Origin of the sequence: Streptomyces sp. NPDC048291 (assembly GCF_043201715.1) — a bacterium.
In the GTDB taxonomy this organism is placed as follows: Bacteria; Actinomycetota; Actinomycetes; order Streptomycetales; family Streptomycetaceae; genus Streptomyces.
Window position 1 is genome coordinate 566704 of sequence record NZ_JBICZC010000005.1, and the last position, 23240, is coordinate 589943.

Sequence of the window (23240 nt, forward strand, 5' to 3'; positions counted from 1 at the left end):
ACGGGATGGGCAGCCGTACCGCGCTGGTCGAGGATCTGATGGAGAGGTTCCCGCACGTACCGAGGGAAGCCGTCTTCAAGGAGGACCTGCTTCGGGGCGGTGTGGCCTTCGACCCCTCCGCGCTGAGCGACAACGAGAACGGCGAGGTCAAGCCGAAGTCGTACTTCATCTTCTCCTTCGACCACGGCACCCTGCCCGAGCTGGGCGAGGCCGCGCTGCGTCGGCCGCCGGAGGAGATCATCCTCACCGGCGGCCCGTACGACCTGCGGCGGACCGTGGTGTCGGTGCGCGTGAACCCCACCTCGCCGTACCGCGTCGCCGCGGACGAGGAGGGCATGCTCGGGCTCTACCTCGACGGGAAGCGGATCGCCGACGTCGGGGTGCCGCCGATGCCGGAGTACTACCGGCACAAGCTCTCCAACGGGAAGTCCGTGATGGAGGTCGCCCCCACCATCCAGTGGGGCTACCTCGTCTACCTCACCGTCTTCCGGGTCTGCCAGTACTTCGGCGCCAAGGAGGAGTGCCAGTACTGCGACATCAACCACAACTGGCGCCAGCACAAGGCGGCCGGGCGGCCGTACACGGGCGTGAAGGACGTCGAGGAGGTCCTCGAAGCCCTGGAGATCATCGACCGGTACGACACCGCGAAGACGTCCACCGCCTACACGCTGACCGGCGGCGCGATCACCAAGACGGTCTCCGGGCGCGACGAGGCCGACTTCTACGGCCACTACGCCAAGGCCATCGAGGAGCGTTTCCCGGGCCGCTGGATCGGCAAGGTCGTCGCGCAGGCGCTGCCGCGGGACGACGTGCAGCGGTTCAAGGACTACGGCGTGCAGATCTACCACCCCAACTACGAGGTGTGGGACGAGTACCTGTTCAAGATGTACTGCCCGGGCAAGGAGCGGTACGTCGGCCGGGACGAGTGGCACAAGCGGATCCTGGACTCCGCCGAGATCTTCGGTGCCCGCAACGTGATCCCCAACTTCGTGGCCGGCGTGGAGATGGCCGAGCCCTTCGGCTTCAAGACCGTCGACGAGGCGATCGCCTCCACCACCGAGGGCCTGCGCTTCTTCATGTCCCAGGGCATCACGCCCCGCTTCACCACCTGGTGCCCGGAGCCGACCACCCCGCTCGGCAAGGCCAACCCGCAGGGCGCCCCGCTGGAGTACCACATCCGGCTGCTCCAGGCCTACCGCCAGACCATGGAGGACTTCGGGCTCTCCTCGCCCCCCGGCTACGGCCCGCCCGGACCCGGCCGTGCCGTCTTCTCCGTCAGCTCCTTCATGGACAGCCTGCCGGCCCAGGAGCCGACCAAGGCGTAACGTCCGGCCGTCGCAAGTGACTTTCGGGAACGGTGAGTCGAAACGCGGTCGCTGTCCGTACTAGGGGCCGGAGTTGTGGGTCACGGCGGGCACGAAAGCGTTCTCTCGCCGGTCCGAGAGGCCGGACGACCGCACGCGGCGATTGACGTGACACCGGTGGCCGGTGGTATGGGTGACGGGGAGAATCCGTGGCACGACCACCGGTAACCGGTTTCGAATATGCCGCTTGTCAGTTGTGCAGGAGACGTGAAAAGCTCGGGCCCTGCCGCGAGGTTCCCCCCAACTCCGTTGCCGATACGGTGAGTTGACCTCGCTTTGGATGCAGGAGACCCATGCCCGACCTGCCGACCCCTCAGGACGCCGCCGAGGCAGCGCTGTTCTCCGAATGCTGGGACGCGGTGCTCTCCTATGCCGACCTGTGCACGTCCGGCTCTCTGACGGCCAATCAGCTGGCCACCGAGGCCTTCATGCTCGGCATGCGTGAGGCCCGTGAGGCGGACTTCGCGCCGGTGCGCAGCTCCGGACGGCGCGCCGCCCGGCTCCCGATGATCCCGCTGCTGCTCACCGCCGTGCGCAACACGGCCGCCGCCTGGGAGGCCGGCGGGCTCGGGCACAAGCTCGATCCGGACCTCAGGCTGTGGCTCAACTCCGACAAGGCCGCACGCTACACGGGCCCGCCGCTGCAGCGGCCGGTCGCGCTGCGCGGTCTGCGGGACATGCAGGAGGCCGACGCCTCGCTGCTGTGGCTGGCCGAGGTGGAGGCGCTGCCGCTGTCCGCCGTGGCCCGTCGGCTCGGTCTCGACCAGACCGTCGTCGCCCAGGAGCTGGAGCAGGTGCGCGGACTCTTCCGCGACCGCTGCCACCGCGCGCACCTCGACACGCCGATGGAAGCCGAGTGCCGCAGCTACGCCCGGCTCCTCGACGCCGTCACCCGGTCCTCGGCGGCCGACACGCCCGACGACCTCTCCCGGCACCTCGCCACCTGTGTGCAGTGCGCCGAGGCCGCCGCCTGTCTGCGGCTGCACGGCGGCGGACTGCCCGCGGCGCTGGCCGGCGGGGTCATCGGCTGGGGCGGTCTCGCCTACCTGGAGCGCCGTCGGCGCGCCGCCGAGGTACGGCTCGGCGCCGGCCGCCCGGCCACCGCCGAGATCGATGGCGGCGACCCGAAGGAGAGCGGCGGCCGGGGCAAGGTGCTGCGGCACGGCCTGCTCGGCGCGGCGGTGCTGATCTCCCTGGTGGCGCTCGGCGTGTCGATGATGCCGATGGGCGGCTCCGGCGACGACACGACCTCCGCCTCCCACGACGACCGCCAGCCGGTCGCCGACCCCAGCGTCGACGTCCCGTCCACCGACCCGACCGCCACGCACACCGCGTCCGCCTCCGCGGCCCCCTCCGCCTCGGCCGGCACCGGGAAGCCGGGCCACAAGAACCCCGACCCGGAACCCCAGGGCACCTCCTCGGCCACGGCGAGCACCGGCCACCACGGCGACTCCTCCGCCTCCGCCAGCCCCTCCGCCCCCGCGGCCGCCTCCTGCCAGGTCTCCTACGACCTGGTCAACCAGTGGACCGACGGCTTCCAGTCCACCGTCACCGTCACCACCACCCAGGCCCTGACCGGCTGGCGGGTCCAGTGGTCCTTCCGGGACGGCCAGAAGGTCACCCAGATGTGGGACGCCACCGTCAGCCAGAGCGGCGGCCGGGTCACCGCCGACGCCGCCGACTACAACCAGTCGGTCACCGCGAACGGCACCCTGTCCTTCGGCTTCCTCGGCACCTGGAGCGGCAGCAACTCGACGCCGTACGCCTTCACGCTGAACGGCGCCTCCTGCTCGCTGAACTGAGCCGGATCCGCCCGCACGACCGGCGGCCGGGAGGGCCCAAGAGGGTGGGTCCGCCCGGCCGCTGACCGTACGTCACATCGGGTTGTCCGAATCCCCGCTCAGCACTGTGACTTGTAGAAGTACTTGCTGACCGACGGCTCGTCCATGTTGTCCTTGGTGATCGCCACCATGTTGGTGCCGATCGACTTGGTGACCGACTTGCCCTCGAAGGCGTCGGCGAGCTGGTCCACCGCCTGCCGGCCGATCGCCGCCGGGTCCTGGGCGACCAGCACCTGGAGGGTGCCCGCCTTCAGCGCGGCGACCTCGTCGGGCTCCGCGTCGAACGCGGCCACCTTCACCGTGCCCTGCTTGCCGGCCTGCTTCAGACCGGTGGCGATGCCCGTGCCGGTGTTGGTGTTGCCCGCGAACGCCCCGCCCAGGTCCGGGTGGGCGGCGAGGGTCGACTGGATCTGGGAGGCCGCGGTGGCCGGCAGGTCGTTGTCGTAGAGCGTCGGCAGCACCTTGATGTTGGGGTACTTGCCCATCTCCTCGGTGAAGCCCTTGATCCGGGCGTCCGTCGTCGACACGCCGGGCTTGACGCTGATGACGATGACCGAGCCCTTCTCGTTCATCAGCTTGGCCAGCGCGTCGGCCGCGACCCGGCCGCCCTTCTCGTTGTCCGACGAGATCCGGGTGATGCCGACCGACGTGTCGGTCACCGTCGTGTCCACCAGCGCCACCTTGGTGCCGGCCGACTGGATCTGCTTGAGCGACGGCGTCAGCGCGCTGGTGTCGACCGGCGAGATCAGCAGCCCGTCGGGCCGGGACGCGGCCGTCGAGTCGAGCAGCGGCCGCTGCACCGACACGTCCCACTGCGCGGAACCGTCGGCCGTGAAGTCCATCCCCTTCGCCTTGGCCTCCGCCTGCGCGGCACAGGTCATGGTGATGTAGAACGGGTCGCTCTTCACCCCGGTGATCAGCCGGACCTTCTTGCCCTTGGCGCCGCCCGAACTCCCCGAGCTGCCACCGGAGTCGGACGAACCGCACGCCGAGGCGCCCGCGCCGAGGGCCAGAACCGTGCCCACCGCGACCAGCAACCGGCGCCTGCTGCGAATGCTCCCCATCACAGAGTTCTCCTTAGTCATGCGCGTTCCCGGGTCTTCCTGCGCAACTGGTCGATGTAGACCGCCACGACCAGCACCACACCCACCGCCACGTCCTGCCAGTACTGCTGGACGCCGATCACGATCAGCCCGGTGGTCAGCACCGCCGGGATGAAGACACCGATCACCGTGCCCAGCACCGAACCCCGGCCGCCGAACAGGCTGGTCCCGCCGAGGACCACCGCGGTGATCACCTTGAGGTTGTCGGTGGAGTGCCCGGCGATCGACGTCGTGCCGTACGAGGCCAGCCACATCACCGCGCCGAGCCCGGCCAGCAGCCCCATCAGGCCGTAGACCTTGACCAGTTGCCGGCCCACCGGAATGCCCGCCCGCCGGACGGCGGTCGGGTTCGAACCGATCGCGAGCGTGTGCTCGCCGAACCGCGTACTGCCGAGCACCGCACCGAAGACCGCGGTCACCACGGCCGCCAGGACCACCATCCAGGGGATGCCCAGCACCTTGCCGAAACCGAGGCTGTTCTGCAGGTGCGTGGAGGCCGCCCCGGCCGGGTCCTGCCCGCCGGTGGCGAGTTCGGCGATCCCCAGCGCCGCGCCGAGCCCGCCCAGCGTCACGATCAGCGGCGGCACCTTGCCGGTCGCCACCACCGCGCCCTGCAACGCGCCCCACGCCGTGCCCACCGCCAGCGCGATGACGACACAGAACGCGACCGTGCCCCAGCCCGAAGTCGCCCCGCCGTGATGGATGTTGTACTCGCCGGCCGCCACCGCGGCCAGCACCAGCACCGAGCCGATCGACAGGTCGATGCCCGCCGTGATGATCACGAACGTCATGCCGACGCCGAGCACCAGGTAGATGGCGGCGTTCACGGCGATCTGGGTGATGTCGTACGTGGTGAAGAACTTGCCCGGCGCCGCGATCGTGAAGAACAGGACCAGCGCCACCAGGATGACAAAGGTCCACAGTTCGTTGAGGGTTGCCGCACGCCGCAACCAGTCGGGCGGCGCGGCCCGGCCGCCCGTGGCCGCCGCGGCCTTCTCGCTCTGCGCGGTCATCGTGCGCCCTCCGCTTCCCCGGTGCCGTTCGGCCCGTCCAGCGAGCCGGTCATGGCCCCGACCAGCTCCTCGATCGTCGTGTCCGCGGCCGTGTACGACGCGACGCGCCGGCCCAGCCGCAGCACCTCCACCCGGTCCGCGACCGACAGCACCTCGGGCATGTTGTGGCTGATCAGCACGACACAGATGCCCCGGTCGGCGACCCTGCGGACGGTCTCCAGGACCCGGGCGCGCTGGACCACGCCGAGCGCGGCGGTCGGCTCGTCCATGAAGATGACCTTGTGGGCGAAGGCGACGGCACGGGCTACCGCGACGGACTGCCGCTGCCCGCCGGACAACGTTGTCACAGGAGCCGTCACATCCTTCAGCTCCACACCCAGTCCGGCGAAGGCCTTGACCGCCTCGCGGCGCATCGCGGGCCGGTCGAGGACGCCGATGCGCCCGAGCAGGCCCCCGCGCACGATCTCGCGGCCGAGGTAGAGATTGGCCGCCGCGTCCAGGTCGGGCGCGAGCGACAGGTCCTGGTAGACGGTTTCCACGCCCTGTCGCTGGGCGTCCATCGGACCGGAGAACCGCACCGGCGCGCCGTCCAGGCGGACCTCGCCGGCGTCGGGGGCGAGCACGCCCGACAGGACGTTCACCAGAGTGGACTTGCCGGCGCCGTTGTCACCGATGAGGGCGACGACCTCGCCGGGGTATGCCGTGAAATCGGCGCCCGAGAGCGCCTGGACGTGGCCGAAACGCTTGACCACCCCATGTGCGGTGAGCAGTGGTTCCCTTGCAGAGGCCATGTTGTGCCTTCTGGTTGGTATCGTTAACAGCTTGGCTGATTCTTGGGGCGCCCACAGCGGGGTGTCAAGGGTGGTGCAGCGGGTCGCCGAGCACGCTGCTCGCTCCTCATCTCCCGCTGTTCGCAAGGCCGTTGATACGCGTGCGAGTTGGTAACGTTAACGAGTCGACGCTCAAACGTGACGCAGCTGGAGGACGTGGCGTGGCAGCCACCCGGCCGACCATGAAGGACGTTGCCGCGGAAGCGGGCGTCAGCACGATGACGGTGTCCCGCGTCGTCAACGGCGATTCGGCCGTCGCCCCGCGGACCGCCGCGCGCGTGGAGGCCGCCGTCCGCAAACTCGGCTACCAACGCGACGACGTGGCACGGCAGTTGCGCCGCACGCACGAACTGAGCCAGATCATCGGCCTGTTGGTGGACGACGTGACCGATCCCTTCATGGCCGCGGTCGCCTCCGCCGCCGAGGACGTCGCCCGGCAGCGGGGCAGCATCATGCTCATCGGCTCCAGCCGCGCCGACCTGCGCCGTGAGCGCGAGGTGATCGCCGCGTTCACCGCCCGCCGCGTCGACGGCCTGATCCTCACCCCGGCCGCCGGCAGCCACCGCTTCCTGCGGCCCGCGCAGGCGCAGGGCACGAAGATCGTCTGCGTGGACCGGGCGGCACCCGGCCTCGACGTGGACGCCGTGGTGGTCGACAACTTCGGCGCGGTGCGCGGGGCCGTGGACCAGCTGGTGGCCCACGGCCACCGCAGGATCGGCTACATAGGCGACACGCCGAAGATCTGGACGTTCGGCGAACGCCGACGGGGATTTCTGGCGGCGCTCGCGGCCGCGGGCATCGCCGCCGACCCGGCGCTGGTCAGGGACGCCGTGCGCACCGGCGCGGAGGCGGCGGCGGCCGTCACCGGCATGCTTTCACTTCCCGACCCCCCGACGGCCCTCCTCGCCGGCAACGAACTCCTCGCCTTCGGCGCCCTCACCGCGGCCCCCGGCGACCTCGCCTTCGTCGCCTTCGACGACTTCGCGCTCGCCTCCCGCCTCACCCCGCCCGTCACGGTCATCGCCCAGGACCCGGTAGCCCTCGCGACCAGCGCGGCCCACCTCCTCTTCGCCCGCATCCACGGCGACGTCTCCCCACCCCGCACAGTGGTCATGCCGACCCGGCTGATCCGACGGGGTTCGGGAGAGCTACCGGGACCGTTCGCCGCGTAGGGCAACGCCGCGTGCCGGGCGCGCCGCCGTCGCGGCTGGTCACGCAGTTCCCCGCGCCCCTGACGGGGCGCTGTGCGTGGGCCTGCGTGGGCTTGTTCGGGTGTGGGGTGAGGCCGAGTGTCGGGTGCGGCGCCGTGGTGGTTGCTCGCGCAGTTCCCCGCGCCCCTGACGGGGCGCTTTTGCGCCGCGTGTTCAGGGGGCTGGGGCTGTCGCGCCCTGAAGGGGCGCGGGGAACTGCGCGGCCGGCCACGATGGTGCCGCAGGTGGCAGACGGCGTTGCGGCTCGGTCAGGTGGTCGGGGTACGGCGACCGCCCCGGCGGCCGGAGCCGCGACCGCTCGTACCGGCGGCGGCACCGCCGGACGGCGGCGTGCGTCGCCGGGACCCGCGGTCGTCCTTCCCGGCCGCGGTGCTGGCCGCGGCCCGGCGGTCGGAGCCCCGGGCGGCCGCGCCGCCCGCAGCCCCACCGGGCGCGGCCCGGCGGTCGGTGCCGCGGCCGCCCGCGCCGGTGGCATCCCCCGTGGCGCCGGCGGCTCCCGTGCCGCGGCTGGGCCGGCCGGCCGTCGTGGACGTTGCGGCTCGGCCGTCGGGTGTGGTGGACCGGCGGCCCGAGCCGCGGGCGGCGGTCGCGGCGGCCGTACCCGGCTCCGTGCCGGCACCGCCGCGGCGCCGGCGGCCGGAACGCCTGCCGGGTCTGCCGTCGGTCTTCTGGTCAGGGCGGGACGCCGCGGTCGGCGCTGGCTGCGGGACCTCGATGACGACCGGCACGCCGGAGGGCTCGCGGGCGCCCGTGAGGGTGGTCAGCTCGGCGTCGCCCGACGCGATGCGGGCCGTGCGGGGGCGGATGCCCGCGTCCGACATGAGCCGGGTGACGTCGCGCTTCTGCTCGGGCAGGACCAGCGTGACCACGCTGCCGGAACCGCCGGCGCGGGCCGTACGGCCGCCCCGGTGGACGTAGTCCTTGTGGTCGGTCGGAGGATCGACGTTCACGACGAGGTCGAGGTCGTCGATGTGTATGCCGCGGGCCGCGACGTTCGTCGCCACCAGCGCGGTGACCTGGCCGTTCCTGAACTGCTCCAGGGTGCGGTTGCGCTGCGGCTGGGAGCGGCCGCCGTGCAGCGCCGCCGCGCGGACGCCGACGGCGAGGAGCCGCTTGGCGAGCCGGTCGGCGGATCTCTTGGTGTCGAGGAAGAGGATGACCCGGCCGTCGCGGGCCGCGATGCGCGTGGTGACGGCCTTCTTGTCGGTCTCGTCCTGGATGTGGAGCACGTGGTGCTCCATGGTGGTGACCGCCCCCGCGGACGGGTCCACGGAGTGCACCACCGGGTCGGTCAGGAACCGCTGCACCAGGCGGTCGATGTTCTGGTCGAGCGTGGCCGAGAAGAGCAGCCGCTGCCCGTCGGGCCGTACCTGCTGGATCAGCTTGGTGATCTGCGGCAGGAAGCCCATGTCGGTCATCTGGTCGGCCTCGTCCAGCACCGTGATGCGGACGTCGCCGAGTACGCAGTCCCCGCGTTCCACGAGGTCGTTGAGGCGGCCGGGACTCGCCACGACCACCTCGGCGCCGCGCCGGAGGGTGGCGGCCTGCTTGGTGATCGACAGTCCGCCGACGACCGTGGCCACCCGGAGGTTCACCGCCGTCGCGTAGGGCGTCAGCGCGTCCGTCACCTGCTGGGCGAGCTCACGGGTGGGCACCAGCACGAGGGCGAGGGGCGCCTTGGGCTGCGCGCGCAGTCCTGCCGTACGGGCGAGGAGCGCCAGCCCGAACGCGAGGGTCTTGCCGGAGCCGGTCCGGCCCCGTCCCAGCAGGTCACGGCCGGCCAGCGAGTTGGGCAGCGTGGCGGCCTGGATGGGGAACGGGGTGGTCACCCCCTGCGCGGTGAGGGTCTTCAGCAGCGCCGCGGGCATGTCCAGAGCGGCGAAGTCCTCGACGGCGGGAAGCCCGGGCGTCGTGTTCTCCGGCAGCCGGAACTCACGTGACGACGGACCGGACGGCGGGGACGCCGGGGCCGTCCTGGACGACGAGGTGCGCCTGTTCGGCTTCTGGGGCCTGCGGGACATGCTGCTGTCTGCCTTCCTGGAACAGCACAAACCGGGGTCCGCACCATGACGATACGGACCCCGGCGAGTGGATACGCGTAAGGCGATCAGGCGGGGACGATGTTCTCCGCCTGCGGGCCCTTCTGGCCCTGCGTGACGTCGAAGGAGACCCGCTGGCCTTCCTGGAGCTCACGGAAGCCCTGGGACTGGATGTTCGAGTAGTGGGCGAACACGTCCGGGCCGCCGCCGTCCTGCTGGATGAAGCCGAAACCCTTTTCGGCGTTGAACCACTTCACGGTTCCCTGTGCCATGACCTTCTCCGATCTTCAGGCAGAGGCCCCATCCGGAGATGCCGGTAAAACAAATAATGCGCCTGCAGGAGAAACATTCCCGTCAGGCGCACATAGGTTCATGGGTACCACAACTGCAACTCTGCAACCGTAGCACAGCTTCACACCCGGTCGGGGGTGCGCGTGGTGCCGGGCTGCCCGAGGCGCTCCGCGGCCGTCCACCGGGGGACCATCACCAGCACCGTGCCCAGCGCCAGGCCCAGGGCGGGCAGCACGGGGAACCGGCCGTCCGGCGCGAACCCGCGCACGGCGAAGCGGGTCAGGGCGGCGACGACCGTGGCCAGCCCGGCCCACAGCGGCCACGCACCGCGCAGCCCGGCGTCCGGGACGGTCCGCCCGTACAGCACGCCCAGCCCGCGTTCCAACGGCCGCAGCGCCAGGACGACGCAGGCCAGGACGGCGCCGAGGACCAGCAGCCACGGCACGCGCAGCCCCCACCACGCCGCGGACCCGAGCACCGGCTCGGGCGCGAGACCGGTCAGATAGAACGCGGCGGCGACGATCAGCACCGGCAGCATGTGCCACAGATACAGCGTCATGCTCGCCGCACCCACGGGGCGGACCACCCGCCACACCCGCTCGCGGGCCAGCAGCCGCCGCAGCGCCGGTGCGGCGAGGAGGCTCACGCCGACCTGGGCGACCAGCCACGCCACCATCGCGGCCGACGGCGGATCGGTGTTGCTGGGACTCTGCCCGGTCACCAGGATCAGGCTGACCGGGAACGGCCCGAGGGCGACGAGCGCGGCGAAGGCCGACCCGCCGCCCACCGCCATCGCGAGCGGCACGCGGGGCACACGGGTCACGGGCCGGCGGCCGGTCAGCAGACCGTCCCGCCAGCAGAAGCCCAGCTGGTAGGCGACGCCCCACACGAGCACGTAGTTCAGCAGCCCGACATAGGGCGCGTGCACGGCCACCACGAGCGCGTCGGCCACCAGGGCGACCGCCCCCAGCACCGGCGGGACGCGGAGACCCCACCGCCGGTGTGCCGCGTACAGCAGCGGCGTCAGGGCGCTGAGCAGCAGATACACCGGCAGGAACCAGAACTGCATCCCCATCGCCCAGCCCACCAGCGCCAGCGTGTCCGCGTCCACGCCGACCGCCGTACAGACGCCGACCGCGAGCAGCACCGCGCCGCTGTAGACCGCCACCGGAAGGAGCAGCCGCAGCGCCCGCCGTCCCAGCCACCCCGCCGGCGTACCCCCGGCCGCCCGGGCCCGCGCCCAGGAACCGCCCGCGGCATGGCCTCCGGCCAGGAAGAACAGCGGCATGATCTGGAACCCGAGGGTCAGCCACTGGGTCCAGTCCACCGTCGCCAGCAGCTCCGGGGCGGTGATCCGCCCGTCGGGCTCCCGGACCAGGGCGGTGATCAGCCAGTGGCCGAGCACCACCAGCACGATCGCCCACGCGCGCAGGAAGTCGACGTACCGGTCTCTGCTCATGGCCGTCATGATCCCGGCGTCCCGGCGCCCGTCGTCCCGGAGAGCCCCGGCCGCAACCAATCCGTGCCCGGTACGACACCGTCCGCGAGGCCCCGCACCCGGTCGCGACGGAGTCTGCCGGCCTCGCGCCGTAATTCGGTGGCGGTCCGGTGCGGGCGGCTTCTAAGGTCGGTGGCGTCGGAGCGGCCACCCCAGGGTGCCGCGGGTGACTCGACTCGATCACGGAGGTGTTGACCGATGGCTGTCGTTGCGATGGGCGCTGCCCGCGACCAGAAGTTCATCCATTCCACCTCCGCGGCCACCGGCTGACCACTTTCTTTCCCGGGGCCGCCCTTGTGAAGGGTCACCCTTGACTTCCAGCTCCGCTGTTTTCTCCGCGCTCGCTCCCTACGGCTGGGACGAGACCTGGGCGAAGGAGTTCGCCCCCTACGACGCCGAAGGACTGCTCGCCGGGCGGGTCGTCCGCGTCGACCGCGGGCAGTGCGACGTCGTCACCGCCGGCGGCCTGCTGCGCGCCGACACCGCGTTCGTCACCCCGCACGATCCGATGCGCGTCGTGTGCACCGGCGACTGGGTCGCCGTCGAACCCGGCGGCAACCCCCGTTACGTACGCGCGTATCTGCCGCGCCGTACCGCCTTCGTGCGCTCCACCTCGTCCAAGCGGTCCGAGGGGCAGATCCTCGCCGCCAACGTCGACCACGCGATCGTCGCGGTGTCCCTCGCCGTCGAACTCGACCTCGGCCGCGTCGAACGGTTCCTGGCGCTGGCCTGGGAGTCCGGTGCGCAGCCGGTCGTGGTCCTCACCAAGGCCGACCTGGTCCCGGACCCGGCGACCCTCGCCCACCTCGTCGAGGACGTCGAGACGACGGCCCCGGGCGTGCCGGTCCTCACGGTCAGCGCGCACGCGGGCGACGGCCTGGACGTCCTGGTCGCCCTCGTCGGCTCCGGTACGTCCGTGCTGCTCGGCCAGTCCGGCGCCGGCAAGTCCACCCTCGCCAACGCGCTGACCGGCGACGACGTGATGGAGGTCCAGGCGGCCCGCGACGTCGACGGCAAGGGCCGCCACACCACCACCACCCGCAACCTCCTCGCGCTCCCGGGCGGCGGCGTACTGATCGACACGCCCGGACTGCGGGGCGTGGGCCTGTTCGACGCCGAGACCGGCGTCGGGCAGGTGTTCGCCGAGATCGAGGAGCTGGGGGAGGGCTGCCGGTTCTCCGACTGCGGACACGAGAGCGAGCCGGGCTGCGCGGTGCGCTCCGCGGTGGAGGCCGGGGAACTGTCCGTGCGCCGGCTGGAGAGCTACCGCAAGCTCATGCGGGAGAACCAGTGGATCGTCGCGAAGACCGACGCACGGCTCCGGGCCGAGATCAAGAAGGACTGGAAGAAGAGGGGCGCGGAGGGGAAGGCGGCGATGGAGGCGAAGCGGGGGCGGTGGCGCTAGGGGGCCGACCACGGGGGCGCGGGGGCTGAGCGCGCACAGGCGGCGGCAGCCGCACATGTCGACACAGCCCCGCGCCCCTCGGGGGTTCCCCGCACGGGGCTCCAGCGTCCTGTCCGATTCCCGCCAGCCCGTCTTCCTCCCATCGCCCACACTTGACGACGTGATGGACGAAGACACCAGGTACGAGGCGGTCCGCAGCCGGGACGGCCGGTTCGACGGCGCGTTCTTCTTCGCCGTCGAGACCACCGGCATCTACTGCCGTCCCAGCTGCCCCGCCGTCACCCCGAAGCGGCGCAACGTCCGCTTCTTCCCCACCTCGGCAGCCGCGCAGGGCTCCGGGTTCCGGGCCTGCCGGCGGTGCCGTCCGGACGCGGTCCCCGGCTCCGCCGAGTGGAACGTCCGCGCCGACGTCGTCGGCCGGGCCGTACGGCTGATCGGCGACGGCGTGGTGGACCGGGAGGGCGTCGGCGGGCTCGCCGACCGGCTCGGCTACAGCGCCCGCCAGGTCCAGCGGCAGCTCACCGCCGAGCTCGGCGCCGGCCCCGTCGCCCTCGCCCGGGCCCAGCGGGCGCACACCGCGCGGACCCTGCTCCAGACCACCGAGCTGCCGATCACGGAGATCGCGTTCGCGAGTGGCTTCGCGAGCGTCCGGCAGTTCAACGACACCGTCCGCGCCGTGTACGCCACCACCCCGAGCGGGCTGCGCGAGGCCGCGCCCGGGGGCCGCGGCGCACGGCGCGGCTCGCCGGCCGCCGGCATCCCGCTGCGGCTCGCCCATCGCGGCCCCTACCAGGCCGGTCCCGTCTTCGACCTGCTGGAACGCGAGGCCGTGCCCGGCGTCGAGGAGGTCACCGGCACCCCCGGCAGACGCACCTACCGTCGGACCCTGCGGCTGCCGTACGGCCATGCCGTCGTCGCCGTCGAGGAACGGACCGGCACGACCCGGGCCGCCGGTACGGGCCTCGGAGCCCACCCCGGCGGCTGGCTCGACGCGCGGCTGCGCCTCACCGACCCGCGCGACCTGACCACCGCCGTACAGCGGCTGCGCCGGCTGTTCGACCTCGACGCGGATCCGTACGCCGTCGACGAGCGGCTCGCCGAGGACCCGCGGCTCGCTCCGCTGGTCGCCGCCCGGCCGGGCCTGCGGTCACCCGGCGCGGCGGACCCGGCCGAGGCCGCCGTACGGGCCCTCGTCGGCAGCGCGGGCGCCGAGCGGCTGGTGCGGCGGTACGGCAAGGCGCTGGACGCTCCGTCCGGCGGCCCCACCCACCTCTTCCCCGAGCCCGCCGTGCTCGCGGGAGCGGAGCCCGACGGCAGCCTCGGCGCGCTGGCCGCGGCGCTCGCCGACGGGACGCTGCGGCTGGATCCGGGCGCCGACCGGGACGAGGCGGAGGCGGCGCTGCGGGCCCTGCCAGGAATGGACCCGGCGACCGTCGCCACCATCCGCGTCCGCGCCCTCGCCGACCCCGACGTCGCGCTGCCCGGCCCGGACGGCCTGCCCGGCCTGAACGGTTTTGACGCACCGGACGAGTGGCGGCCCTGGCGGTCGTACGCCGCCCGCCATCTGCTGCTGGAAAGAGAGTCGAGGAACTGATGGACGTCACGTACTGGACGCGGATCGCTTCACCGGTCGGGGAGTTGCTCCTCACCGCCGACGCCACCGGAGCGCTGACCTCCCTGTCCGTCCCCGGGCAGAAGGGCGGCCGGAGCGTCGAGGCGGGGTGGCAGTCCGATCCCGGCCCGTTCCGGGCCGCCGAGGACCAGCTCGCCGCCTACTTCGCCGGTGAACTCAAGGAGTTCGCACTGGAGTCGAGGACGCCCGGCACCGAGTTCCGGGAGCGGGTGTGGAACGCGCTCGACGGCGTTCCGTACGGGGCGACGACGACGTACGGCGAGATCGCGGCGCGGATCGGCGCGTCCCGGATGGCGGTCCGCGCGGTCGGCGGGGCGATCGGGGCCAACCCGTTGCTGATCGTCCGTCCCTGCCACCGGGTGATCGGAGCGGACGGGACGATGACCGGGTACGCGGGGGGAGTCGAGCGCAAGGTGCGGTTGCTGACGCTGGAAGGCGCGGTGAGCTGAGGCCGGGGGGGGGCGGGCACGCTCACCGGCGCTCGCCGGGTGCCGCCGCGCCCACCCGTGCCGCCCCAGCGGCACGACTGCCCGCGGCTGAGCAGCCCCGCAAGGGGCGCGGGGGACTGCGCGAGCAACCCCCACCGGCCCGCGGCGGAGCGGCGGCCCGAGGCCGAGTCTTCCAGGGGCGCGGGGAACTGCGCGAGCAACCCCCACCCACCCGCAGCCGCACCACGACCGTCACCACCCCTCCGCTTCTCCTCACCCACAGCCGACAGACAACGAACGGCCACCGCCCCCACCCCCTGCGGCTCCCCCTCCCCGCACTCCGCCACCCGGGTGGTCCCCCCGTCGAGTCGCTGTTCAGGCCACTCCCCGTATGTCACCTTCCCCTCCTGTAGGCCTCGGAAGGGCAGGTGTGGATGGGCAGGGTCGGGCGGGTGCTCGCGGTGGCGTTGCTGTCGGTGATGGGGGTGAGCGGGCGGGCCGGTGCCGATCAGGAGCCCTCGCTCTGGGCGGGGAGCTGGGAGGCCGCGCCCTCCGGTACCGAACCGGCGGTGCCCGGCGCCGCGTACCGCAACGTCGTTCACCTGAGCGTCGGCGGCAGCGAGGTGCGGGTGCGGGTCAGCAACCGGCTCGGCAGCGCCCCGCTCCGGCTCGGCGCCGTCACCGTCTCCCTGCGCCAGGGCAGCGGCCCGGCCGCCGTACCCGGCTCGATGCGCGCCGCCACCTTCGCGGGCGCCGCCACCGCCGTCGTACCCGCCGGACAGGACCTGGTCAGCGACCCGGTGCCGCTCGCCGTGAAGGGCGGCGCCGACCTGCTGGTCAGCGTCGAGACCCCCGGCGACTCCGGGCCCGCCACCTACCACCGGGTCGCGCTCCAGACCAGCTACCTCGCCGAGGACGGCGCCGGGCGGGCCGGCGACGAGGACGGCGCCGCCTACACCCGCACCACCGGCCACTGGTACTACGTCACCGGCGTCGACGTGCACGCCGTGACCCGCGGCACCGTGGTCGCCTTCGGCGACTCCCTCACCGACGGCAACGGCACCAGCATGGACGCCAACCACCGCTGGCCCGACCGCCTCGCGGACCGGCTGCGGCGCTTCCGGACCGGCGTCCTCAACGCCGGTATCTCCGGCAACCGGCTGCTGCTCGACAGCACCGGAGGCCCGGGGGCCCTCAGCCGCCTGGACGCCGACGGGCTCGACCGGAGCGGGGTGCGGACCCTGGTCGTCCTCGAAGGCATCAACGACATCAAGGGCACCCCGGAGACCACGGACCCCGACGACCTCGTGCGGGCCTACCGGACCATCGTGGCCCGCGCCCACGAGCGGGGGATCCGGGTGGTCGGCGCGACCCTCACCCCGTACGAGGGGTACAGCGGGTACACCGACGCCCGGGAGACCGTACGGCAGCGGGTGAACGCGCTGATCCGCACCGGACACGTCTTCGACGCGTACGTCGACTTCGACGCCGTCGTACGGGATCCGCAGCGGCCCGGCCGCATCCTGCCCGCCTACGACCCCGGCGACCACCTGCACTTCAACGACACCGGTACGCGCGCCCTCGCCGACGCCGTCCCGCTCGGCGAGCTGCTCTGAGCACGCGGCCGGCGGACCGCTCAGCCGGCCCAGACCACCGCCGTCAGCCAGCCGGCCGCGACGAGCAGGCACGCGAAGAACTCGGCCAGGACGCTGGAGCCGCCCGCGTCCATCGCGGTGCGCAGGGCGGCCCGCGCCTCCGCGGCCCGGCCGAGACGGAGGCGTTCGTGCAGGTAGATCCCGGCCATGAAACCGGGGATCGCGCCGAGCACGGGCAGCAGGACGAAGCCGAGGACGGCGCCGGTTCCCGCGTACACGCCCATCCGCGGGGTGGCACCGCTGGCCCGGAGCCGGCGCGGGGGCAGCGCCCAGCGGACCACCAGCGCCACCAGCAGCACCACGGTCGCCCCCACCAGCACCGACCAGGCCACCGGGCGCGGGTCGTACAGCGCCCACCACAGCACCGCGGCCCACACCAGACCCGTCCCCGGCACCCCGGGCACCAGCACCCCGCACAGGCCCAGCACCAGCACCAGGCCGACCAGCAGGAGTTCCCCTGCTCCCATCTGCCCAGAGTGCCGGACGGCGGGAGGATGCGCAGGTCAGTTCCGGGTCACCCAGCCCCGCTCGTACGCGTGCCGGCCCAGCTGCATGCGGGTCGACACCCCGGCCGGCTCCATCAGCCGCCGCACCCGGTGCTGCACGGTCCGCAGGCCCACGTCGAGCTGCTTGGCCACGCTCGCGTCGGTCAGGCCCGCCAGTAGCAGCGACAGCACCTCCAGGTCGGTGGCGTCGGGGCCGTCCGGTCCCTCCTCGCGCACCCCGGCCGGGCCGAGGCGCAGCGGCAGCGCCTCCCGCCACACCGACTCGAACAGGCCGCAGAGGAGTTCCAGCAGGCCGCTGGCGTGCACCACCAGGGCCGTCGGTTCCGCGCCGTGCGCGTCCAGCTGGAGCTGGAGGAGCCGCCGGGCGACCGCCGGGGCGCCGGTCACCACCTCCACCAGGTCGTGCACCGCGGGCTCGGCCGCCGCCGCCCGGTACTCCTCGGCGAGCAGCGCCGCCGCCGGCTCCGCCTTCTCCAGCTCGTGCCGCTGCTGGGTGAGCAGCGCGCTCACTCTGCCAAGATCACGTCACCGCAGCGCCTTCGTACGGGAAACCGATGCGTCATTCACAGCCGACCGCCAGGAAGACCCGTCACAATCTGGCCTTCCGGCCGGCGCCGTGGCGTTCGGCCGTGCGAACGGTGACCGACCCCATGACGCGCGTACGCGTAGGGGATCTGGGGCCGGTCACTCCGGTGTCGCCGGGTGGTTCTCCCGTGGGGGGTGGGACCACCCGGCGACTCGCACGTGTCAACACCGGCCCCCGCCTTTCCTTGTACGGGTGTTCGGGATGTCCCTCGCCACGCCGTTCGATACGGGGTCGGGTGCGGGATTTTCCCGATGCCCCGTTTTCATCCGGCCCGAGCGGTGGACAATTAGGGGCATGAGCCAGCCAGGGGGTAGGCCCACCCGTCACGACGACGACTGGTGGGGGCAGTTGTACGACGACTCCACCGAGGACACCGGACCCACGGCCGCACCCGATTCCCTGGACGACCGTTTCGCCTCGGCGAAGAAGACGGTGGGGGGACGGCGGGGCGTCACCGCGGATCCGGCCGACGAGCCGCCACCGCCGACCGTGCCGGCCCAGCGGGCGCCCGCGGCCCCGGCCGCCCCGGCCGAGGACGTCAGGCCCGCTGCGAGGAGCTGGCCGTGGGACGAGGAGGACCAGGAGCTGCTGGAGGCGGACGACGACGCCCCGGCGGACCTCTACCCCGCGACCCGCCCCGACCTGCCCGCGCCGCCGTATCCGGCCGCTGCCGTCGCGGAAACCACGGACACCTCGGCCGCCCTGCCCGTCCCGGCCGCCGCCTCGGCCTCCTCCGTGGACTACGTCGGCTCCGGACCGCCCACCTACGACGCCGAGCCCACCGCCCTGCCCGCCGCCGACCCCGACGCACTCGACGACCTGGTCTCCGACACCGTCCTGGACGGCGCCCGGTACGGCGCCTGCACCCTGCGGGCCGTCTCGCAGCGCGGCGACTCCGCCCGGTACCGGGGCGAACCGCGCCGCGACGCCCTGCTCACCGCCCGCTTCGGGGCCGGTGAACAGGCCCTGGTCCTGGTCGCGATGGCCACCGGCGCCCGCGCCACCCCCGGCGCGCACCGGGCCGCCGCCGAGCTGTGCGAGTGGATCGCCCGGGCCGTCGGCCGCAGCCACCAGCGGCTCACCGAGGACATCCAGGCCGCCCGGCGCGGCGACCTCAAGTCCGGGCTGCACCGGCTCACCGACCGCAGCCTCGGCAAGCTCCGCGCCAGCGCCGCCGAACAGGGCATCGCCGCCGAGGAGTACGCGGCCAGCCTGCGCTGCCTCCTGCTCCCCGCCCACCCCCAGTGCCGTACCCGGGTCTTCTTCGGGGTCGGCGAGGGCGGCCTGTTCCGGCTGCGGGGCGGCGAGTGGCAGGACATCGAACCGCGCGTCGACCCCGACGGCGCCGGTGAACCCGTCCTCGGCTTCGGCTCGCTGCCCTCCGAGACCCCGCAGGGCGACCGGCTCACCATGGACCTCGGCATCCCGACCCCGCCGAGCCCCTACGAACCGGCCCCCGAGCCGCCCCGCGACCCGTTCCTGTTCCGGGCCTCGGTAGCCCGCCCGGGTGACGCCCTCGTGATGTGCACGGGCGGCCTCGCCGAACCGCTGCGCGGCGAGCCCGCGCTCTGCGCCTACCTGGCCCGACGCTGGTCCGGCCGCACCCCGCCGGGCCTCGCCGCCTTCCTCGCGGACGCCCAGGTCCGGGTCAAGGGGTACGCCGACGACCGTACGGCGGCGGCCGTCTGGGAGGCGTGAGCGCGGCCTCTGTGGATACATGGAAGGGCATCGCGGGGGAAGCCGGAGATCCGCGCAGCCGAAGGGTGCCCGACCGCCATGGCCAAGCAGAACGTCGCCGAACAGTTCGTCGACATCCTCGTCCGCGCCGGGGTGCGCCGCCTCTACGGCGTCGTCGGCGACAGCCTCAACCCGGTCGTGGACGCCGTCCGCCGCAACTCCGCCATCGACTGGATCCACGTCCGCCACGAGGAGACCGCCGCCTTCGCGGCCGGCGCCGAGGCCCAGATCACCGGCACGCTGGCCGCCTGCGCCGGCTCCTGCGGCCCGGGCAACCTGCACCTCATCAACGGCCTGTACGACGCCCACCGCTCGATGGCCCCGGTGCTCGCCCTCGCCTCGCACATCCCGTCCAGCGAGATCGGCCTCGGCTACTTCCAGGAGACCCACCCGGACCGGCTCTTCCAGGAGTGCAGCCACTACAGCGAGTTGATCTCCAGCCCGCAGCAGATGCCCCGCCTCCTGCAGACCGCCATCCAGCACGCGGTCGGCCGCAGCGGGGTGAGCGTCGTCTCGCTGCCCGGTGACATCGCCGACCAGCCCGCCCCCGAGCAGTCCGCCTCCGCCGCCATCGTCACCTCCCGGCCCACCGTCCGCCCCGGCGACGCCGAACTCGACAAGCTCGTCGCGATGATCGACGCGGCGGACAAGGTCACCCTGTTCTGCGGCAGCGGCACGGCCGGCGCCCACGCGGAGGTCATGGAGCTGGCGGAGAAGGTCAAGTCCCCGGTCGGGCACGCCCTGCGCGGCAAGGAGTGGATCCAGTACGACAACCCGTACGACGTCGGCATGAGCGGCCTGCTCGGCTACGGCGCCGCCTACGAGGCCACCCACGAGTGCGACCTGCTGATCCTGCTCGGCACCGACTTCCCGTACAACGCGTTCCTCCCCGACGACGTGCAGATCGTCCAGGTCGACATCCGTCCCGAGGTGCTGGGCCGCCGCTCCCGCCTGGACCTCGCGGTCTGGGGCGACGTGCGCGAGACGCTGCGCTGCCTGGTGCCGCGGGTGCGGGCCAAGGAGAACCGGCGCTTCCTCGACCGGATGCTGAAGAAACACGCGGACGCGCTGGAGGGGGTGGTGAAGGCGTACACGCGGAAGGTCGAGAAGCACGTCCCGATCCACCCGGAGTACGTGGCCTCGGTCCTCGACGAACTCGCCGACGACGACGCGGTGTTCACGGTCGACACCGGCATGTGCAACGTATGGGCGGCCCGCTACCTCTCGCCCAACGGCCGCCGCCGGGTGATCGGTTCCTTCTCGCACGGTTCGATGGCCAACGCGCTGCCGATGGCGATCGGCGCCCAGTTCACCGACCGGCGCCGGCAGGTCGTGTCGATGTCCGGGGACGGCGGATTCGCCATGCTGATGGGCGACTTCCTGACCCTGGTCCAGTACGACCTGCCGGTGAAGGTGGTCCTGTTCAACAACTCGGCGCTCAGCATGGTCGAGTTGGAGATGCTGGTCGCGGGACTGCCCGCCTACGGCACCGGCAACACCAACCCGGACTTCGCCGCCGTGGCCCGGGCCTGCGGCGCCTACGGGGTGCGGGTCGAGAAGCCGAAGCAGCTCGCCGGCGCGCTCAAGGACGCCTTCAGCCACAAGGGCCCGGCCCTGGTCGACGTCGTCACCGATCCCAACGCGCTCTCCATCCCGCCGAAGATCAAGGCCGAGATGGTCACCGGGTTCGCGCTCTCCGCGTCCAAGATGGTCCTCGACGGCGGCGTCGGCCGGATGGTCCAGATGGCCCGCTCCAACCTGCGCAACGTGCCGCGGCCGTGACCGGGGGGACCGCTCAGTCGGTGGGCACCCACTTTCGGACGCCGTCGACCGAGCCGTACCAGTAGTGCGGCAGGCCCTTGATGGAGCTGGTGCGGAACGGCTGCCCGTGGTCGTCGATCCGGACGGTGCCGCTGCGGCCCTGTGACGACCAGTCGAGTTCGAGGTACCAGCGGCAGTCGCAGCCCACGGTGCTCGCCTCGACGCGCAGCACCTCGGGGTCGGTGGCGGAGACCCGGTAGGGCAGGTGCATGGTCGAGACGGTCTGCCCGTCCGGGCCCGCACCGGCCACCGGGCGCGCGACGGGGCGGTCCTTGTCCAGGTTCACGTCGAAGTAGCGGGGGGTGAGCCCGCCGCCGCAGCCGTCGGCCATGGAGTAGGCGATGCCGGGCGCGGGAGCCGTACGGCCGACGACGCGCACCCGCAGCGCCTCCAGGACGACGGCGGTGGACGAACGGCCCTGCACGGCGACCTCCACGATCGTGTTGCCGCCGTGCACCGCGCCCTGGGTGGCCGCCCAGGCGCCGGCGTCCTGCGGGGCGGGCGGCGGCGGTACCCGGGCCGGCTGCTTGTCGATGACGTAGTCGTGGTCGCAGCCCAGTTCCCAGAGCTGCGAGTTCGCGGTCCAGGCGAGGGGGACGGCGGCCGGGGCCGGGGAGCCGCCTGTGCCGCTGCCGGAGGAGGTCCCGTCACCGCCCGACGCGGTCGCGGACGAAGAGGAGGACGAGGAGGACGAGGAGGAGTACGACGACGAGGGTGACGGGGTGGCGGAGTTCGGCGCCGGGCCGGTGGTGCCGCTGCCGTGGCGCTCGGCGCCACCGGCGGCGGTGGTGGCGGAGGAGCCGCGATCCCGGGCCGCGTCGCCCGCGGCCTTCCGGTCGTCCGGGAGGGCGGCCAGAGTGCCCAGGGTCGCCAGGAGCACGATGGCCACGGCCGAGGCGACCAGCGTGCGCCGCCGCCGGTACCAGGGGCGGGCGACGGGGGCGGCTTCCGCCACGGGGGCCGTTTCCCCTAAGGGTTCCGCGGCTTGCTCGGCCTGCCCGGCTTGCTCGGCGGCTTCCGGGGCCGGGTTCTCCGCGCTTTCCGCCGTGCGCGGTCGCTGGCGTGCCGCGACCGCCCGCAGCCAGCGCTCGTGGAGTTCGAGCCGTTCCTGCGGTGTCGCCCCGCAGAACGCGGCCAGGCGTTCCACCGGAGCGAAGTCCAGCGGCACCGCCTCGCCCGCGCAGTAGCGGTGCAGGGTGGAGGTGTTCATGTTCAGCCGACGGGCCAGCGAGCCGTAACTCCGGTCCGTACGGTCCTTCAGCTGCCGCAGCAGCGCCGCGAACTCCTCGACGTCGTCGCGCACGGGCACCCTCCCCCGGTCCTCGCCATCCCAGGCACTCATATACCTGCACGTCAACGGGGCTGGGATGGTTCCAGGGCGGTGAAACGGGCGGCTGCCGTTGCGGTCCACGCCGGTGACGGCCGATGCTCTTGGTGTCGCACCGAGCAGGGCCGGACCGACCAGCCGGCCGCGTCGGCGGCAGCCCACACCCATGCACCGACCCACGGGGGAACACCCATGCCCAAGCGCACCCGAGCAGGCGCGCTCACCGCACTCGCCGGCGCCGCACTCGTCGTCGGCACCGCGCTCGCCGCTCCCGCGGCGGCCGCGCCCAAGGCGCCCGGCTTCCTCAGGGCGGCCGACCTGCCGCCGCGGGCCGGCACGTCCTGGACGGCCGGCAAGGTCACCGCCGGCATTCCGGCAGAGGTCAGACAGGACATCTGCATCGGCGTCGGGCTCGGCGGCGGCCAGGACTCCTGGTACCGGAAGTTCCGGACCGACCTCGACACGAGTGCCCGTCAGGTCAGCGCCGAGCTGCCCAGCGTCCGCCTGGCGAAGGGCCGGTTCGCGAAGCTCGACGAGGACATCGTGTCCTGCGCGGACCGGATCGAGATGGCGGACCCGCAGATCCGGGCCACGTTCCAGGACCACGGCACCCTCCCGGTCGGGGACGGCGCCCATGTCTACGCCCTGCGCACCGTGACCGCCTGGGGCGCCAGTGACATCCGGATGATCTCCATCGGCCGGGAGGGGCGCACCGTCACCGTCGTGGACTGGGGACAGCTCGGCGGCTTCGTGGACGCGCCCGTGAAGGCCTTCAAGAAGACCACCACCACGGCCGTGAACAAGCTCCACTGACGCACGGCCACCGGGACCGGGGCCGCCCTCTCCCTCGGGGGAGGGGAGGGCGGCCCCAGACACAGGACCCAAGACGCACGACGCAAGTCGCAAAGAACACGAAGAACACGAAGAACACGAAGACACAGAAAAACGGGGA

19 protein-coding genes and 1 pseudogene are annotated in these 23240 nt (G+C 73.0%); 11 read left to right on the forward strand and 9 right to left on the reverse strand.

Annotated features, from left to right (window positions below):
- Positions 1-5 precede the first annotated feature (5 nt).
- Positions 6-1325, forward strand: a complete 1320-nt coding sequence (locus ACGF5O_RS16395; RefSeq protein WP_393810554.1) for a radical SAM protein — start codon at positions 6-8, stop codon at positions 1323-1325.
- A gap of 332 nt (positions 1326-1657) precedes the next feature.
- On the forward strand, positions 1658-3166 hold the full coding sequence (locus ACGF5O_RS16400; protein ID WP_393810555.1) for a cellulose-binding domain-containing protein: 1509 nt from the start codon (positions 1658-1660) through the stop codon (positions 3164-3166).
- 98 nt (positions 3167-3264) lie between these two features.
- Here ACGF5O_RS16400 and ACGF5O_RS16405 read toward each other — a convergent pair whose 3' ends face one another.
- From ACGF5O_RS16405 to ACGF5O_RS16415, 3 genes are read right to left on the reverse strand one after another with little or no spacing between them, the layout of a single operon-like run.
- Positions 3265-4269 (reverse strand): ABC transporter substrate-binding protein, encoded by a 1005-nt coding sequence (locus ACGF5O_RS16405; RefSeq protein ID WP_393810556.1) that lies wholly within the window; start codon positions 4267-4269, stop codon positions 3265-3267.
- A 17-nt stretch (positions 4270-4286) separates the two neighbouring features.
- Positions 4287-5321, reverse strand: coding sequence for an ABC transporter permease (locus tag ACGF5O_RS16410; RefSeq protein ID WP_393810557.1), 1035 nt, complete (start codon positions 5319-5321; stop codon positions 4287-4289).
- Positions 5318-6112 carry an ATP-binding cassette domain-containing protein gene (locus ACGF5O_RS16415; protein WP_393810558.1) on the reverse strand — a complete coding sequence of 265 codons (795 nt, stop codon included), beginning with the start codon at positions 6110-6112 and terminating at the stop codon, positions 5318-5320. The genes ACGF5O_RS16410 and ACGF5O_RS16415 overlap by 4 nt, the downstream gene beginning before the upstream one ends.
- A 200-nt stretch (positions 6113-6312) precedes the next feature.
- Here ACGF5O_RS16415 and ACGF5O_RS16420 point away from each other — a divergent pair, with 200 nt between their 5' ends.
- Positions 6313-7323 carry a LacI family DNA-binding transcriptional regulator gene (locus tag ACGF5O_RS16420; RefSeq protein WP_393810559.1) on the forward strand — a complete coding sequence of 337 codons (1011 nt, stop codon included), beginning with the start codon at positions 6313-6315 and terminating at the stop codon, positions 7321-7323.
- A 287-nt stretch (positions 7324-7610) separates the two neighbouring features.
- On the opposite strand, the gene ACGF5O_RS16425 is transcribed toward ACGF5O_RS16420, so the two are convergent.
- The gene (locus tag ACGF5O_RS16425; protein ID WP_393810560.1) at positions 7611-9230 is read right to left on the reverse strand and encodes a DEAD/DEAH box helicase; all 1620 of its coding nucleotides are present in this window, start codon (positions 9228-9230) and stop codon (positions 7611-7613) included.
- On the opposite strand from ACGF5O_RS16425, the gene ACGF5O_RS16430 reads away from it, so the two are divergent.
- A complete protein-coding gene (locus ACGF5O_RS16430) occupies positions 9229-9432 on the forward strand; it encodes a hypothetical protein (protein ID WP_362649688.1) in 204 nt (67 codons plus the stop codon). The genes ACGF5O_RS16425 and ACGF5O_RS16430 overlap by 2 nt on opposite strands.
- 37 nt (positions 9433-9469) lie before the next feature.
- On the opposite strand, the gene ACGF5O_RS16435 is transcribed toward ACGF5O_RS16430, so the two are convergent.
- Both ACGF5O_RS16435 and ACGF5O_RS16440 read right to left on the reverse strand, forming a co-directional pair.
- Positions 9470-9673 (reverse strand): cold-shock protein, encoded by a 204-nt coding sequence (locus ACGF5O_RS16435; protein ID WP_016578941.1) that lies wholly within the window; start codon positions 9671-9673, stop codon positions 9470-9472.
- 140 nt (positions 9674-9813) lie between these two features.
- Positions 9814-11151, reverse strand: coding sequence for an acyltransferase (locus tag ACGF5O_RS16440; protein ID WP_393810561.1), 1338 nt, complete (start codon positions 11149-11151; stop codon positions 9814-9816).
- A gap of 349 nt (positions 11152-11500) precedes the next feature.
- On the opposite strand from ACGF5O_RS16440, the gene rsgA reads away from it, so the two are divergent.
- The 4 genes from rsgA (at position 11501) to ACGF5O_RS16460 (ending at position 16272) form a co-directional block, all read left to right on the forward strand.
- Positions 11501-12595, forward strand: coding sequence for a ribosome small subunit-dependent GTPase A (gene rsgA / locus ACGF5O_RS16445; protein WP_393810562.1), 1095 nt, complete (start codon positions 11501-11503; stop codon positions 12593-12595).
- 163 nt (positions 12596-12758) lie between these two features.
- Positions 12759-14189 (forward strand): AlkA N-terminal domain-containing protein, encoded by a 1431-nt coding sequence (locus tag ACGF5O_RS16450; RefSeq protein ID WP_393810630.1) that lies wholly within the window; start codon positions 12759-12761, stop codon positions 14187-14189.
- On the forward strand, positions 14189-14677 hold the full coding sequence (locus ACGF5O_RS16455; protein WP_393810563.1) for a methylated-DNA--[protein]-cysteine S-methyltransferase: 489 nt from the start codon (positions 14189-14191) through the stop codon (positions 14675-14677). Before ACGF5O_RS16450 ends, ACGF5O_RS16455 begins: the two co-directional genes overlap by 1 nt.
- Before the next feature lie 413 nt (positions 14678-15090).
- Positions 15091-16272 (forward strand): SGNH/GDSL hydrolase family protein, encoded by a 1182-nt coding sequence (locus ACGF5O_RS16460; protein WP_393810564.1) that lies wholly within the window; start codon positions 15091-15093, stop codon positions 16270-16272.
- Positions 16273-16292: 20 nt separating this feature from the next.
- Here the strand turns inward: ACGF5O_RS16460 and ACGF5O_RS16465 are convergent, their stop codons facing one another.
- Both ACGF5O_RS16465 and ACGF5O_RS16470 read right to left on the reverse strand, forming a co-directional pair.
- A complete protein-coding gene (locus tag ACGF5O_RS16465) occupies positions 16293-16778 on the reverse strand; it encodes a DUF456 domain-containing protein (protein WP_393810565.1) in 486 nt (161 codons plus the stop codon).
- A 36-nt stretch (positions 16779-16814) separates the two neighbouring features.
- Positions 16815-17327, reverse strand: a pseudogene (locus tag ACGF5O_RS16470) (hypothetical protein); the annotation flags it as partial.
- Between the two features lie 370 nt (positions 17328-17697).
- Here ACGF5O_RS16470 and ACGF5O_RS16475 point away from each other — a divergent pair.
- Positions 17698-19101 (forward strand): protein phosphatase 2C domain-containing protein, encoded by a 1404-nt coding sequence (locus ACGF5O_RS16475; protein ID WP_393810566.1) that lies wholly within the window; start codon positions 17698-17700, stop codon positions 19099-19101.
- Positions 19102-19179: 78 nt separating this feature from the next.
- Positions 19180-20922 (forward strand): pyruvate dehydrogenase, encoded by a 1743-nt coding sequence (locus ACGF5O_RS16480; RefSeq protein WP_393810567.1) that lies wholly within the window; start codon positions 19180-19182, stop codon positions 20920-20922.
- A 13-nt stretch (positions 20923-20935) separates the two neighbouring features.
- On the opposite strand, the gene ACGF5O_RS16485 is transcribed toward ACGF5O_RS16480, so the two are convergent.
- Entirely contained in the window at positions 20936-22303 is a 1368-nt protein-coding gene (locus ACGF5O_RS16485) for a helix-turn-helix domain-containing protein (RefSeq protein ID WP_393810568.1), read from the reverse strand.
- 177 nt (positions 22304-22480) lie between these two features.
- Here ACGF5O_RS16485 and ACGF5O_RS16490 point away from each other — a divergent pair, with 177 nt between their 5' ends.
- Complete coding sequence (locus tag ACGF5O_RS16490) at positions 22481-23101, forward strand: hypothetical protein (RefSeq protein WP_393810569.1); 621 nt, start codon at positions 22481-22483, stop codon at positions 23099-23101.
- The last annotated feature ends 139 nt before the right edge of the window (positions 23102-23240 follow it).